This is a genomic window from Streptomyces sp. NPDC099050 (genome assembly GCF_044759865.1).
Classification (GTDB): Bacteria; Actinomycetota; Actinomycetes; order Streptomycetales; family Streptomycetaceae; genus Streptomyces.
In genome coordinates this window covers 1-14,405 of the sequence record NZ_JBIWAE010000043.1, presented here as the reverse complement: position 1 = coordinate 14,405, position 14,405 = coordinate 1, and the positions used below count along the sequence as shown (strand labels likewise).

Sequence of the window (14,405 nt, the reverse complement as noted above, 5' to 3'; positions counted from 1 at the left end):
CCGGTGGCCGCTTCAGCGGTGGTCGCTTCAGCCGGTGAAGTTCCAGCCGCCGCCGTTGTCGATGCGGGCGCCCAACTGGCCGTTGCCCTGGCCGGGGTAGACCCAGAGCTTGCCGGTGTTGTCACGCGCGATCAGGTCGTCCTTGCCGTCGCCGGTGTAGTCGCCCGCGCCGGAGATGCTGGACATCACGTCCCACCCGGTGCCCGCCTGGATACGGGCGCCGAACTGTCCGTTGCCGAGGCCCGGGTAGACGAAGAGCTTGCCGGTCGCGTCCTCGACCGCGGCCACGTCGTTCTTGCCGTCGCCGGTGAGGTCGCCGGCCGAGCCGACCGGGTTCATGGAGTCCCAGCTGCTGCCGGCCTCGACGCGGGTGCCGAAGTGGCCGTCGGTCCGGCCCGGGTACATCCAGAGCTTGCCGCTGGCCTCGTCAACGGCCAGCAGGTCGCCGCGGCCGTCGCCGTTGAGGTCCTTGGCGCCGGTGATGCGGATGTCGCCCCAGCCACCGCTGTTGTCGATGCGCGTGCCCAGGTGGCCGTTGGACTGGCCCGGGTAGATCCACAGCTTGCCGGTGGACTTCTCGACCGCCGCCACGTCCGCCTTGCCGTCGCCCGTCACGTCACCGATGCCGGAGACCCGCTCCATGGATGACCAGCCGCCGTTGTCGATACGGGTGCCGAAGTGGCCGTTGCCCGCGCCGGGATACACGTACAGGTTCCCGCTGCCGGACTCCGCACGGGCCAGCAGGTCGGGCTTGCCGTCGCCGGTCAGGTCGCCCACCGCGGAGACGGGGGCGGGCGCACCGGACGGGGTGGAGGTGTCGGCCAGGCCCTTGGGACCGATGAACTTCAGCACGCGTCCCGCACTGGAACCGACCGGGGCGGGGTTGTTCTTCCAGTCGAACCAGTCGCGGTGGCGCACCCCTCTGCTCTCGTTGCCGCCGACCGTCTGGATCTTGGTGCCGTCCGCGGAGACCTTGACCACCAGGTTGACGTGGTTCGCCTCGCCGTCGGTCACACTGCCGTCGGTGTCGTAGAGGACGGCGTCGCCGACCTGGGGCACCGAGTGGAGCGTGCCGTACTTGCTGCCGTACTCGTAGAAGCTGACCGCACGGGCATCGAGAGCCGAGGTGTAGTCGGCCCCGGCCTGGCCCCAGACCCAGCGGGCGAAGTCGGCGCACCAGGCAGTCGGCCACTCGCAGCCGTAGTAGGGGGTGCAGTCGTTACCGACCTGCTTGAAGGCGATGGAGGCGACGGCCGCGGAGTCCGCGGCGGCCGGTACCGCACCCAGGATCGGCGCGGCCGCGGCGGTGGCAATGGCGAGGGAAACGAGCTTCTTGCGGAGCGAAAAAGACATGGAGGTGCCCATTCTGATATCGAGGTTCGAATTCCGCCTGTCGCGGCGGCACGTTCATGAATTGATGTCCGGCGAGAGAATTCCGAGGGGCGCCGATACTCCGGCTGGCGCGTCCCGGGCGGCTGACGTGCGGCTGCCGTGCGGCTGCCGTGCGGCTCTCGATCCGGACTGCCCACGAGCGGGACTTCGTACGGAACACACGAGGTGCCGGGCGGACGAGGTTCCGAGTGGTGCGGGCGGGCATCGCGCTGGTTACCTGCGCGGACCCCTCACCCGAGGCTTCCTGTGTTACTGCCAGCCGAAGTCGTTCGGGGCTTCGCCGGCCCCGAAGGCCGGCGCCGCGACGGACGCGGCGGTCGCGGCGGTCGGCGCCGCAGGGGTGATCGCGGACCCGGCGCCGATGGCGACGGCGAGCACGATGAAGGACGCACCGGCGACGTTCTTGAAGGAATTCATTTTTCCCACCCCTGGTTTTTGTTCTTCTTGTTCCCTGGCGGCCTCGGCTGGCTGCTGAGAAGAATCCTGCCGCCTGAAAAACGGGCTCACCAGGGGTTCGGGGTGGCACAAAGAATGCCTGACACGTTCGTGCCAGGCATTCTTTGTGCGGTCGTGCCGCGTCCGGGCCGCGCGCCTAACGACGCCGTGGCCCCGGGCTCGTCAGAGGATGCCCAGCTCGACCGCGCGCTGGCCGAGCTGGAACCTGCTTCCGGCGCCGAGCCGGTTCGAGAGCTCTGTGATCAACCGCCGTTCGGTACGCAGCGAGATGCCCAGCTTGCGGGCCGCAGCCTCGTCGGTGAGGCCGTCCGCGAGCAGCCTGAGCAGCGCCGTCTCCTGCGGACTCGCCACCTCGTCCGCGGCACGTGCGGCCGGCTCGCCCAGCGGCCGCGCCCCGGCCCACACCTGGTCGAAGAGCGCGCAGAAGCCCGTCAGCGCCCCGGCCTCGCGGATGATGACGGCGCCCTGCGAGGAGTCCGCCGGGTCCAGCGGTACGACCACCACCTCCCGGTCCACGATGTGCATCCGCATCGGCAGCGAAGGCACCGTCCGGGTCTCGCCGCCCAGGGAGGCCAGCCGGGCGGCGTGCTCGCGGCTGCCGGGATCGTTGGCGATGCTGGCCAGGTAGACCGTCTTGAGCCGGACGCCCCGCGCGAGGGCCGCCTCGGCCAGCGGCAGCCCGGCGGCACGGTTCTCCGGCGTCTGGGCGCCGCCCGGCGCGAAGGCCAGGCTCTCGCGCCGGGCGCGGAAGGCCAGTTCCTCCAGGGTGCTGCGGATCGCTTCCAGGCCGACGATCCTTTCGACGCCGCCCACGCTCTGACCGGTGCGCAGTGAGGAGTAATCAGCGAGCAGACCGGCCACGGCGATTCTGCTCTCCTCGACCTCCTGCTGCCTGCGGGCGAGTTCGGCCTGCTGCCGGGCCAGGAGGGCGTCGAGCGCGATGCCCGGCGGTACCGGGCGCAGTACGGCCGGATCCGCCAGCGACGGTCGCAGCAGGGCCAGGTCCGCCAGGCGGTCCAGGACCTTGGCCACCGAGGCCCGGTCGGTACCGACCTCCTCGGCCAGCCGGGCCACCCCCCAGTCCGGATTCTCCAGCATCAGCCGGTAGACGGACTCACTCTCACGGTCGAGTCCCAGCGCCCCCAACATCAGTGATCTCCCCCTTCGTTCGTGCAGTGATCATTCAGATGGCACGTTCGAGCCTTGGCACGAACGTGCTACGGCTTCCGGCACAGCTCCGACCCCGCGGGCGCGAGAGTTGAAGGGTGTACCTCATCGCGTTCAACTTCAGCCAGCCGCCGCCCCGAGAGGAGCTCCTGCCCGAACGGGCCCTGCTGGGCGCCCTGTGGTCGATGACTCAACCCGGAGATGGCATCGAACACATCCGGGTCCACCCGAGCCGGGCCGGGGCGCGCGGCGTGGTGTTCTGCCTCGCCCAGGACGGCGGGCAGGCCGCCACACGGGTCCGCGCCCTGTGCGAGCGCGCGCTCCGCGAGGCTCCCGCCCTGCACGGGTGGCTGCTGTCCTCCGTCGACAGGGCCTAGGCCGTCCCTTTTCGGATCTCGCCGGGCCCGCGACGCCTGGCAGCGCGGGCCCGCGCGGGTCACCGCGACGGCCTGCGCCGAGGGCTTCCCCCAAGCAGCCGTCGGCCGTGGCGGCGATCACGCCCACCGGCGACGCCCAGGGACCGGACCAGGGGGGTTCGCCCGCCGCACCTATGGCGGCCCGGACGCAATGCTCGCCGCGCGTCAGAGTGCGGGCCGAGCGCGCGGGCAACCGAGACAGCGTCACACTCCCCCATCCCTCCTCGCGGGACAGTGGTCTAGCCCCCCGAGCAGCCACTGACGAACGACCACGCCCCCTGTGGCCTCACCGCGCAGCAGACGATACGCAACGAAGCGTTTAGTCAGCAAGGTGATAGCGGCGCCGACCCATTCCCAACGGTGCGTAGGGTTCCGTTTTGGGTAGGCTTGGCGGATGTCCCCACCTGATCCGGCTCGCCGCAATGAGAGGGCCCGCCGGGCCATCGTCTCAGCCGCCTTCGAGATCTGCGCCGAGCGCGGATTCGCCGCCACCACGATCGAAGCCATCGCCGCCAAGGCCGGCGTCGGCAAGACGACGATCTACCGCTGGTGGCCCTCCAAAGCGGCGATCCTCATCGAAGGCCTGGCGTCGCAACGGGACTCGTCCGCCCGCTTCCCCGACACCGGCGACGTCTATGCCGATCTGGCCAGTCAGACCGCCAACGCGATGCGGCTGTTCGAAACCGAGTTCGGCGCGATCTGGCGCGGCCTGATCGCCGCCGCACAGACCGAGGAAGTCGCCGCCGAGGGCGTGCGGAGCATCCTCCGGGGATCCATCGACGAGTGCACCGCCCGCCTCGCCAAAGCCCGCGACGCCGGCCAGATCCGTCCCGACATCGACCTGGAGCTGATCGTCGAGCTCATCTACGGCCCGATCTACCACACCTGGCTCCTGCGCACCCGCCCGGTGCCTCCCCGCTTCATGGAAACCGTCCTGTCGGCCCTCAGGCCCGCACTGGAACCGGCCGCCGGTCCCGCCTGACCCGCACCGGGCAGGGCGGTACGAAGGGGCCAAGGGGCCAAGGGGCCAAGGGACGAAGGGGCCAAGGAGCCAAGGCCCGAACGGAGTTCGACGTCGCGGGCTCGGGGTCCACGCCCCCAGGCGTCGGAGGGGCCGAAGGCGAGAGGTCCCGCGCCGGCGGGGCGGCCGCCAGGGGTGGTCGCGCCCGCGACACCTCCCCGGCGGCCGCACTACCAGCGCGGGACCTCTCCTCTACTCCCCTGCTCCCCCGCCCCCTCACTCCTCCGGAGGGAACACCGCCTCGCCGCTGCCCAGCAGGGTGATCGCGATCGCCTCGACCGGGCACCCCTCCGCCGCCGCGAGCACCGGCTCGCTCGCGTCCGTCTCGGCGGCCCGCGGATGCGACTGCCGCGCCGTGTCGAGGGCGAAGCCGTCCGGGGCGTGGTTCACGCACATGCCCGAGCCGATGCAGACCCCCCGGTCCACCTCGACGTGCCAGCGGTCACCCATCACGCACCGGCCGCGGGGGGTACGTACCCTGCCGGGAGGTGGATCATCTTGTGCTCCAGGTACTCCCCCAGCCCCTCCGGGCCGAACTCCCGCCCGACGCCGCTGTTCTTGTAGCCGCCGAACGGCCCGAGCATGTCCAGGCTGAAGGTGTTCACGTTGAAGGTGCCGGTGCGCACCTGCCGCGCGAAGTCGATGCCGTGTTCCACGTCGCCGGTCCAGACGCTGCCGCTGAGCCCGAACTCCGAGTCGTTGGCGATGCGTACGGCCTCCGCCTCGTCCCCGTACGGGATCAGGCAGACGACCGGGCCGAAGATCTCCTCGCGGGCGATCCGCATCGAGTTGTCGACGTCTCCGAAGAGGGTCGGCTCCACGTACCAGCCCTGTTCCAGGTCCGATCCCGCCGGACGTCCGCCGCCGGACAGGATCTTGGCGCCCTCCTCCTGCCCGATCCGGATGTAGTCGAGCGAGCGCTGCTGCTGCCGCCTGGCCACCAGCGGGCCGAGCTGCGTCGCGGGGTCCATCGGGTCGCCGACGACCAGCGCCGAGGCCGCGGCGGCGAGCGCCTCGGCGATCTCCTCGTAGCGGCCGCGCGGGGCGAGGACGCGGGTCTGGGCCACGCACGCCTGGCCGTTGTTCATCCAGGCCGCGGGGACGATCCCGGCGATGGTGGTGTCGAGGTCGGCGTCCGGGAGGATGACGGCCGCGGACTTGCCCCCGAGTTCGAGGGTCACGCGGGTGAGGTTCTTCGAGGCGACCTCCATGACCCGCCGGCCGGCGGGCACGGAGCCGGTGAAGGCGACCTTGTCCACGTCCGGGTGGCCGACGAGGTACTCGCTGACCTCCCGGTCGGCGGGCAGGATCGACAGCACGCCCTCGGGCAGCCCGGCCTCGCGGGCGATGTCGGCGAGGATGTAGGAGTCGAGGACCGCCTCCGGGGACGGCTTGAGGATCACCGTGCAGCCGGTGAGCAGCGCGGGCGCCAGCTTGGCGGCGGCCACGAACTGCGGGACGTTCCACGGGATGACGGCGGCGACCACGCCGACGGCCTCGCGCCGGACGAGGATCGGGCCGAGGACGCCCTGGCGGAACTCCTCGTAGGGGTAGTCGCGCGCCACGGTGATCGCGGCGTCGTAGACCATCATCGGGCCGAGTGCCTGGGCGAGGATGCTCCAGGAGTACGGGGACCCGTTCTGGGAGCTGATCGAGCGGGCGATCTCCTCGTGCCGGACGGCTATGGCGTCCTTGATCCTGGTCACCACCGCGATCCGCTCTTCGAGCGTGGTGCGCGGCCAGGGGCCCTCGTCGAAGGCCTTGCGGGCCACCGCGACGGCCCGGTCGACGTCCGCCTTCGAGGCGTGCGGGACGCTGCCGATGACCTGCCCGGTGTGGGGCGAGACGACCTTGATCGTGTCGGAGCCCAGCGGATCCGTCCACTCACCGCCGATGAACAGTTTTCCGTGTTCCACGAGCTCGGTCATGGCTGATGCCTCCTGCGGCTTGGCGTTCCAGAACTGATACCAGTTCTAGTTCTAGGAGTCCACGGAGCTGACCGAACCGCCCGCGCATCGGCCCGCACTCGCCACCCCGAAGATCCAACGACTAGTCAGGAAACCGGAGAAGTGGTCGACTTGGGCGACTAATGCAACACGTTCTCGTTAGACCTGTTCCCTTTGGACGTGTTCCCGTTGGACGTGTTCCCGTTGGACCTGTTCCCGTTAGAGCGGAGCCCCTCATGGCAGAGGACACCCCGGACGTGGCACCTCACGTCACCGATCACGGCGGCGGCGTGTGGGGCATCAAGGTCCCCATCCCCGACAATCCGCTCGGCCACACCCTCGTCCACGTCCTCGACACCGATCGCGGCCCGGTGCTCATCGACACCGGCTGGGACGACCCCGCGTCCTGGGACACCCTCGTCGCCGGACTCGGCGCCCTCTCCATCGCCGTCGCCGACGTGCACGGGGTGGTCATCACCCACCACCACCCCGACCACCACGGCCTGTCCGGCCAGGTCCGCGAGGCCTCCGGCGCCTGGATCGCCATGCACGCCGCCGACACCGAGATCGTGGTGCGGACCCGGTCCTCCGAACCCGGCGTCTGGTACGACTACATGGCCGACAAGCTGGCCACCTCCGGAGCCCCCGAGAAGCACATCGCCCCGCTGCGCGCCGCCCGCGCGAGCGGCCGCATGAGCACGCTCCCGGGGCTGCGGGCCGCCGTCCCCGACCGGGAGATCGTGCCCGCCGAGCTGCTCCCGCTGGCCGGCCGCCGGCTGCGGGCCGTCTGGACCCCCGGGCACACCCCCGGCCACGTCTGCCTGCACCTGGAGGAGAAGCACCCGCGGAACCTCCCCGGCAACGGCCGCCTCTTCTCCGGCGACCACCTGCTGCCCGGGATCTCCCCGCACATCGGCCTCTACGAGGACCCCGCCTCCGAGCAGGTCACCGACCCCTTGGGCGACTACCTCGACTCCCTCGAACGCATCGGCCGCCTCCAGCCCGCCGAGGTGCTCCCGGCCCACCAGTACGCCTTCACCGACGCCCAGGGCCGCGTACGGGAGCTCCTGGACCACCACGAGGAGCGGCTGACCGGGCTGCGCGCACTGCTCGCCGCCGAGCCGCTGACCCCGTGGGCGCTGGCGGAGCGGATGGAGTGGAACCGGCCCTGGGAGCAGATCCCGTACGGCTCCCGCAACATCGCGGTCTCGGAAGCGGAAGCCCACCTGCGGCGTCTGGTGAAGCAGGGCCGCGCGGAGGCGGTGCCGGGCAGCGACCCCGTGACGTACCGCGCCGTGTAAGGGGTGCGGGTGGGCGGCGCCACCCGGCACCGGAGCTACGGGCCGGTAGAGTATGGGCGTCGTCCACACTTCCGTACGGGGGGAAGCCGGTGCGAATCCGGCGCTGACCCCGCAACCGTGACCCGCCCCCCGCAGCTTCGGGGCGGGGAGCCGGATCGCCCCGTGCCGGAGGTGCGCGGCTCGTGCCGCCGGGTCCTCCGGCGGCCGGCACCGTCGAGGTAAACGGAGCCGGAGCCCGGTACCAGCCATCGCCGCTGTGCTGCCTGCCTCCGGGTCCCCCGCACGAGAGGCACCCGCCCCGCCATGAACGTCCGTCGCAGCGCCGCCACGCTCGCCGCTTCCGCCGTGCTCTGCGTGGGCGCGGCCCCCGCGGCCCTCGCCGATGTCGCCTCGCCGTCCCCGGCGCCCGTCGTCCCCTCCGGGCTCTACGGCAAGAACGATCCGACGTACGACGGGGTGTGGCGGCAGTCGTTCGCGCTGCTCGCCCAGCACACGGTGGGGCTGAAGCCCGCCCAGCAGGCCGTGGACTGGCTCGTCGGCCAGCAGTGCGCCGACGGCGGCTTCGCCTCCTTCCGCGCGGACACGGCAGCCGCGTGCGACGCGAAGCTGATGCTCGACACGAACGCCACCGCGGTGGCCGTGCAGGCGCTGAAGGCGCTCGGCGGCCAGGACGCGGCGGTGAAGAAGGGCGCGGACTGGCTGAAGTCCGTCCAGAACGCCGACGGCGGCTGGGCCTACGTCCCCGGCTCCCCGAGCGAGGCCAGCTCCACCGCGGTGGTCATCAGCGCGCTGGCCGCGGCGGGCGAGAAGCCGGCCGAGGTCAAGTCGAAGGCCGGCAAGTCCGCGTACGAGGGGCTGCTCGCCTTCCAGCTCGGCTGCACGTCCGAGCCGGCCGCCGACCGGGGCGCCTTCGCCTACCAGGCGACGGCCGACGGCAAGCTCCCCGCCAACGCCGACGCGACGGCCGCCGCCGTACTGGCCGGCCTCGGCAAGGGCGCGCTCGTCTCCCCCGCCTCCTCGCCCACGGACACCCCCGCGGCCGCGCTCGCCTGCCCGGCGACCGCCGGTGACCCGGCGGCGGCGGCCCAGGGGGCCGCCGGATACCTGGCCCAGGCCCTGCGGAAGGACGGCCACCTCACGGCCCTCACCCCGGGCGCCGACCAGCCGACCCCGGACACCGGCAACACCGCCGACGCGGTGATCGCCCTGGCCGCGGCCGGGCACAAGCAGTCCGCTGCGGGCGCCCTGGAGTGGCTGAAGACCAACTCCGCCGAGTGGTCCAAGGGCAACCCGGCCGGCCTCGGCACCCTGATCCTGGCCGCACACGCGACCGGCACCGACCCGAAGGCCTTCGGCGGCACGGACCTGGTCGCGGCGCTGAACGCGACGGGCCCGGCGCCGCAGAACGCGTCCGCGAAGGCGTCGGAGCAGCCGGCGGACAAGAAGGACGAGAAGAAGGAGAAGGACTCCGGCGGCAGCAACGTCTGGTGGATGATCCTCGCGGGCGCCGCGGCCGGCATGGGCATCGGCATCGTGCTGAGCGGCCGCCGGAAGCGGAACCAGCTCTGATGCGGCGCCGCAGCCGTCCGGCTCTGCCGGTATTCGTCCTCGGTCTCATCCTGACCCTGCTGGCCGCGTCCCCCGCCCTGGCCTCGACCTACCGCTACTGGTCGTTCTGGGACGGCGCGGGCGGCACGTGGGCGTACGCCTCCCAGGGCCCCTCCTCGCTGCGTCCGGCGGACGGCTCCGTGCAGGGCTTCCACTTCGTGGTGAGCAAGGACGCGGCCGATCAGGCCGCCCCGCCGCGCGCCGACGCCGACTTCGCGGCCATCTGCTCGGCCACCGCCCCGGTGGCGGGCAAGAAGCGGATCGCGCTGGTCGTCGACTTCGGCACGCCCGCCGAGGCCCAGGCCGGCGAGACCCCGCCGCAGGACACCCCGCGGACGGCATGCGCGCAGGTCGGCCCGGACGCCACGACGGCGGAGGCACTGGCGGAGGTGGCGAAGCCGCTGCGCTACAACAGCGCAGCACTGCTGTGCGCGATCTCGGGCTACCCGAAGCAGGGCTGCGGCGAACCGGTCGCGGACACGGCCGCCACCGCCACCGCCACCGCCCCGGGCAAGCCCGCCGCCGGCTCCGAGGGCGGCGGCCCCTCGGCGGGCCTCTTCGCCGGCATCGCGGCGGTGGCCCTCCTGGGCGCGGCCGCGTTCTGGCAGTCCCGCCGCCGCCGCGGCCGATGACGGAGGGTCCCGAGGTGAACGGCGCCGCGGCCGCGGCCGAGGCCGTCGACGGCGGGACGGTCGCCGACGGCGGGCAACCACCCACCAGGGCCACCCGCACCCGCCCCTCCACCCGCACGGGTGGTGCGGGTGGGAACCCAGCCCGGCCGCAGGCCGGGCGCACCCACGACGGCGCGGCACGCGCCCCCCGCACCTACGGCCACGGCCCCGCAGGCGACGTCCCCACCCCGGCCGGGCCGAACGCCCCCGACCGGGCGACCGGCGCCCCGAGCGTGCCGACGTACAAGAAATGGCACGCCCCCGAGGCCACGCGTGGCAACGCCCTGCACGCGGGTGCCTGGTGGCTGTGGGCCCTCGGGCTCGCCACCGCCGCCTCCCGTACGACCAACCCGCTCCTCCTCGGCCTGATCGTCGGCGTCGCCGGGTACGTGGTCGCGGCGCGCCGTACCGACGCCCCCTGGGCGCGTTCCTACGGGGCGTTCGTCAAGCTCGGCCTCGTCGTCATCGGCCTGCGCCTCCTCTTCTGCGTGCTCCTCGGCTCCCCCATCCCCGGCACGCACGTCCTCTTCACCCTCCCCGAGGTCCCGCTCCCGGCCTGGGCGCAGGGCATCCGGCTCGGTGGCCGGGTCACCGCCGAGCAGCTGGTCTTCGCCTTCTACGAAGGCGCGAAGCTGGCCACGCTCCTCATCTGCGTCGGCGCCGCCAATGCCCTCGCGAACCCGGCGCGGCTGCTGAAATCGCTGCCCGCGGCCCTGTACGAGGTCGGCGTCGCCGTGGTCGTCGCGATGACCTTCGCGCCGAACATGGTCGCGGACGTGGTCCGGCTGCGTACGGCCCGTCGCCTGCGCGGCCGCCCCACGGGCGGGATCAAGGCGATCCTCCAGATCGGCCTGCCGGTGCTGGAGGGCGCCCTCGAACGTTCGGTGGCCATCGCCGCCTCGATGGACGCGCGGGGCTACGGCCGTACCGCGCAGGTGCCCGCCGCCGTCCGCCACACCACCAACGTGCTCACGCTCGGCGGGCTGCTCGGCATGTGCGCGGGTACGTACGGGCTGCTGGCGGCGGAGGGCGCGGAGTACGGCCTGGTCCTCCTCCTCCTCTCCCTCGCCCTGGCCCTGGCCGGGCTGCGCCTGGGCGGCCGCCGGTCCCTCCGTACCCGCTACCGGCCGGACCGGTGGGACGTACGGGCCTGGCTGGTCGCCGGGTCGGGCGCGGCGGTCGCGGCGCTGCTGATCCGGGCCGTGTCCGTGGACCCGGAGGCCCTGCGGCCGGGCGTCGTCCCCCTCGTCGTCCCGACCCTCCCCCTCTGGCCGGCGGCGGCGATCCTGATCGGCCTCCTCCCGGCCCTGGTGGCCCCGCTACCCCCCTCGCTCCCCTCACCACCCTCGCTCCCCTCGCTCCCCTCACCGCCGAAGGAGGCGTAGGACCCCGTGATCCACTTCGAAGACGTATCCGTCACCTACGAGGGTGCGGCCGCCCCCGCCCTCTCCCACGCCGACTTCACGCTCCCGGAAGGCGAGCTGACCCTCCTGGTCGGCCCCTCCGGCGTCGGCAAGTCCACCCTCCTCGGGGCGGTCTCGGGCCTGGTCCCGCACTTCACCGGGGGCACCCTCAAGGGCCGGGTCACGGTCGCCGGCCGCGACACCCGTACGCACAAGCCGCGGGAACTCGCGGACGTGGTCGGCACGGTCGGCCAGGACCCACTGGCCCACTTCGTGACGGACGTCGTCGAGGACGAGCTCGCCTACGGCATGGAATCCCTGGGCCTCGCGCCCTCGGTCATGCGGCGCCGCGTCGAGGAAACCCTCGACCTGCTCGGCCTGAACGACCTCCGCGACCGCCCCATCGCCACCCTCTCCGGCGGCCAGCAGCAGCGGGTGGCGATCGGTTCGGTCCTGACCCCGCACCCCCGTGTCCTCGTCCTGGACGAGCCGACATCGGCCCTCGACCCGGCGGCGGCGGAAGAGGTCCTTGCCGTCCTGCAACGCCTGGTCCACGACCTGGGCACGACCGTCCTGATGGCGGAGCACCGCCTGGAGCGGGTGGTCCAGTACGCCGACCGGGTCCTGCTCCTCCCCTCCCCGGGCGCACCCCCCGTCCTGGGCCCGCCCGCCGACATCATGGCCGTCTCCCCGGTCCACCCCCCGGTGGTGGCCCTCGGCCGCCTGGCCGGCTGGTCCCCCCTCCCCCTCTCCATCCGAGACGCCCGCCGCCAGGCCACCCCCCTACGAACCCACCTGAACCAGCCCCCACAACCCCAACCCACCACGGGGCCGGGGGCGCAGCCCCAGCCGAGGCTGGGCGCGCAGCCCCAGGCAGAGGCCAGTACGAGCCCCCGTACCGGGCCCGAAGCACAGCCCCAGGCAGGGCCGGGAGCGCAGCCCCAGGCAGAGGCCGGGGCACAGCTCCAGGCTGAGGCCGGCACGGGCCCCCGTACCGGGGCCGGGGCGCAGCTCCCGGCGGGGTCCGAAGCGCAGCCCCAGGCCGGGTCCGGGGCGGAGCCCCGGGGAACGGGCGAAGGGCGGGTAGGGGACAGCCGCCCGCAGGGCCCCCGCCTCGGCCTGCTCGCCCGGCTGCGCCGCCGCGGCCCCCGCACCCCCCGGCCTGCCCCGGCCGACCCCAACGGGACCACGGGGACCACGGGGCCGACGGGGCCGACCGGGCCGACTCCGGCCACGGTCAAGGCCGTCTCCCTCCGCCGCGGCCGCGCCGAAGTCCTCCGCGACATCAACCTCACCGTGGCGAAGGGCGAGACCATCGCCCTCATGGGCCGCAACGGCGCCGGAAAGTCCACCCTCCTCGCCACCCTGATCGGCACCCTGGAGCCCACCACCGGCCAGATCACGGTCAGCGGCCGCACCCCCCACCGCACGCCGCCCCCCGAGATGGTGACCCGCGTCGGCCTCGTCCCCCAGGAGCCCCGCGACCTCCTCTACGCCGACACCGTCGCCGCCGAGTGCACTGCCGCCGACCACGACGCCGGCCAGGCGCCCGGCACCTGCCGTGCCCTCGTCGCCGCGCTGCTCCCCGACGTCCCCGACGACATCCACCCGCGCGACCTGTCCGAGGGCCAGCGCCTGGCCCTCGCGCTGGCGCTGGTCCTGACCGGCCGCCCGGCCCTGCTGCTCCTCGACGAGCCGACCCGCGGCCTGGACTACGCCGCCAAGGCCCGTCTCGTGGAGATCCTGCGCGGGCTCGCCGCCGAGGGCCACGCCATCGTCCTGGCCACCCACGACGTGGAGCTCGCCGCCGAGCTGGCCCACCGCGTGGTGATCCTGGCCGATGGCGAGATCGTCGCGGACGGCCCGACCGCCGAGGTCGTGGTCTCCTCCCCCGCCTTCGCCCCGCAGGTGGCCAAGATCCTGGCCCCGGGCCACTGGCTCACGGTCTCCCAGGTCAAGGCGGCCCTCTCCACCAGACCGGTTGCCCCGGCCGGACCGGCCGGAGCAGCCGGAGCAACCGGGACGCCCGGGACATCCGGACCGGCCGGGGCAGCCACGACCGCCGGGTCGGCCTCATGAGCACCCCCCGCTCCCGCACCCCCCGCTCCCGCCCCCTCCGCATCGGCCCCCGCGCCGCCGCCGCCCTGCTCCTCGTCACCCTCATCGGCATCGCGGCCTTCGGCTGGCCGCTCCTCGCCGACCGCCAGTCCGGCTTCGCCCACGCCCAGGACGCCCCCTGGCTCTTCGCCGCCCTGCTGCCCCTCCTCGTCGGTGTGGTCGTCGCGACCATCGCGGACGACGGCATGGACGCCAAGGCCGTCGCCATGCTCGGCGTACTGGCCGCGGTCGGGGCCGCCCTGCGCCCGCTCGGGGCCGGTACGGGCGGCCTGGAGCCGATGTTCTTCCTGCTGGTGCTGAGCGGCCGGGTGCTCGGCCCGGGCTTCGGTTTCGTCTTGGGCGGGGTCACGATGTTCGCGTCGGCCCTGCTCACGGGCGGCGTCGGGCCGTGGATGCCGTTCCAGATGCTGGCGATGGGCTGGTTCTCGCTGGGCGCCGGACTGCTGCCGGGTCCGGACCGGATCCGGGGGCGGGCCGAGCTGGCGATGCTCGCGCTGTACGGGTTCCTCGGCTCGTTCGCGTACGGCACGATCATGAACCTGCAGGGCTGGGTGATCCTGCAGGGCACGCACCCGCAGGGGATCTCCTTCACCCCCGGGGACCCGCTCCCGGCGAACCTCGTGCGTTTCCTCGCGTTCTGCCTGGCGACCTCGGTGGGCTGGGACCTGGGCCGGGCCGCGCTGACCGTCGTACTGACCCTCACGCTCGGCGCGACCCTGCTGAAGGCATTGCGGCGGGCCACTCGAAAAGCGGCGTTCGACGCCCCCGTGACCTTCGATCCGGGGGCCGGATCAGCCCAGCCGCCTCCCCATGAAAGGGGTACGGTCGGCCACGGAGGGTGAGATCGGGGTGGTGGGGCGGTGACCCGCCCCACAGGACCTAGGTCACATACGAGGCGGGATAGTA

The 14,405-nt window shown here is 73.3% G+C and carries 13 protein-coding genes and 1 riboswitch; of the genes, 8 read left to right on the top strand and 5 right to left on the bottom strand.

What is annotated here, in order from left to right; genetic code table 11:
- Positions 1-27: 27 nt before the first annotated feature.
- The 3 genes from ACIQV3_RS38665 to ACIQV3_RS38655 form a co-directional block, all read right to left on the bottom strand.
- Positions 28-1,353 (bottom strand): FG-GAP-like repeat-containing protein, encoded by a 1,326-nt coding sequence (locus ACIQV3_RS38665; RefSeq protein ID WP_403721511.1) that lies wholly within the window; start codon positions 1,351-1,353, stop codon positions 28-30.
- A gap of 288 nt (positions 1,354-1,641) precedes the next feature.
- Positions 1,642-1,809, bottom strand: a complete 168-nt coding sequence (locus ACIQV3_RS38660; RefSeq protein ID WP_403721508.1) for a hypothetical protein — start codon at positions 1,807-1,809, stop codon at positions 1,642-1,644.
- Positions 1,810-2,010: 201 nt separating this feature from the next.
- Entirely contained in the window at positions 2,011-2,997 is a 987-nt protein-coding gene (locus ACIQV3_RS38655) for a helix-turn-helix transcriptional regulator (protein WP_403721505.1), read from the bottom strand.
- A gap of 116 nt (positions 2,998-3,113) precedes the next feature.
- Here ACIQV3_RS38655 and ACIQV3_RS38650 point away from each other — a divergent pair, with 116 nt between their 5' ends.
- Entirely contained in the window at positions 3,114-3,392 is a 279-nt protein-coding gene (locus tag ACIQV3_RS38650; RefSeq protein ID WP_403721502.1) for a hypothetical protein, read from the top strand.
- Positions 3,393-3,825: 433 nt separating this feature from the next.
- Positions 3,826-4,413: a TetR/AcrR family transcriptional regulator gene (locus ACIQV3_RS38645; protein ID WP_403721500.1), complete on the top strand. Its 588-nt coding sequence runs from the start codon at positions 3,826-3,828 to the stop codon at positions 4,411-4,413.
- Between the two features lie 255 nt (positions 4,414-4,668).
- On the opposite strand, the gene ACIQV3_RS38640 is transcribed toward ACIQV3_RS38645, so the two are convergent.
- Positions 4,669-4,902 carry a ferredoxin gene (locus ACIQV3_RS38640; RefSeq protein WP_403721498.1) on the bottom strand — a complete coding sequence of 78 codons (234 nt, stop codon included), beginning with the start codon at positions 4,900-4,902 and terminating at the stop codon, positions 4,669-4,671.
- Positions 4,902-6,380 carry an aldehyde dehydrogenase gene (locus ACIQV3_RS38635; protein ID WP_403721496.1) on the bottom strand — a complete coding sequence of 493 codons (1,479 nt, stop codon included), beginning with the start codon at positions 6,378-6,380 and terminating at the stop codon, positions 4,902-4,904. The genes ACIQV3_RS38640 and ACIQV3_RS38635 overlap by 1 nt, the downstream gene beginning before the upstream one ends.
- A 254-nt stretch (positions 6,381-6,634) precedes the next feature.
- On the opposite strand from ACIQV3_RS38635, the gene ACIQV3_RS38630 reads away from it, so the two are divergent.
- The 6 genes from ACIQV3_RS38630 (at position 6,635) to ACIQV3_RS38605 (ending at position 14,341) form a co-directional block, all read left to right on the top strand.
- Positions 6,635-7,699 carry an MBL fold metallo-hydrolase gene (locus tag ACIQV3_RS38630; RefSeq protein ID WP_403721494.1) on the top strand — a complete coding sequence of 355 codons (1,065 nt, stop codon included), beginning with the start codon at positions 6,635-6,637 and terminating at the stop codon, positions 7,697-7,699.
- Positions 7,700-7,778: 79 nt separating this feature from the next.
- Positions 7,779-7,860, top strand: a riboswitch (cobalamin riboswitch).
- Positions 7,861-8,002: 142 nt separating this feature from the next.
- Positions 8,003-9,268, top strand: a complete 1,266-nt coding sequence (locus ACIQV3_RS38625; RefSeq protein ID WP_403721492.1) for a prenyltransferase/squalene oxidase repeat-containing protein — start codon at positions 8,003-8,005, stop codon at positions 9,266-9,268.
- A complete protein-coding gene (locus tag ACIQV3_RS38620; RefSeq protein ID WP_403721490.1) occupies positions 9,268-9,939 on the top strand; it encodes an SCO2322 family protein in 672 nt (223 codons plus the stop codon). Before ACIQV3_RS38625 ends, ACIQV3_RS38620 begins: the two co-directional genes overlap by 1 nt.
- Positions 9,940-10,211: 272 nt before the next feature.
- Entirely contained in the window at positions 10,212-11,363 is a 1,152-nt protein-coding gene (locus ACIQV3_RS38615; protein ID WP_403721570.1) for an energy-coupling factor transporter transmembrane component T, read from the top strand.
- Positions 11,364-11,369: 6 nt separating this feature from the next.
- Positions 11,370-13,460 carry an ATP-binding cassette domain-containing protein gene (locus ACIQV3_RS38610; protein WP_403721487.1) on the top strand — a complete coding sequence of 697 codons (2,091 nt, stop codon included), beginning with the start codon at positions 11,370-11,372 and terminating at the stop codon, positions 13,458-13,460.
- On the top strand, positions 13,457-14,341 hold the full coding sequence (locus tag ACIQV3_RS38605) for an ECF transporter S component (RefSeq protein WP_403721485.1): 885 nt from the start codon (positions 13,457-13,459) through the stop codon (positions 14,339-14,341). Before ACIQV3_RS38610 ends, ACIQV3_RS38605 begins: the two co-directional genes overlap by 4 nt.
- Positions 14,342-14,405: the final 64 nt, after the last annotated feature.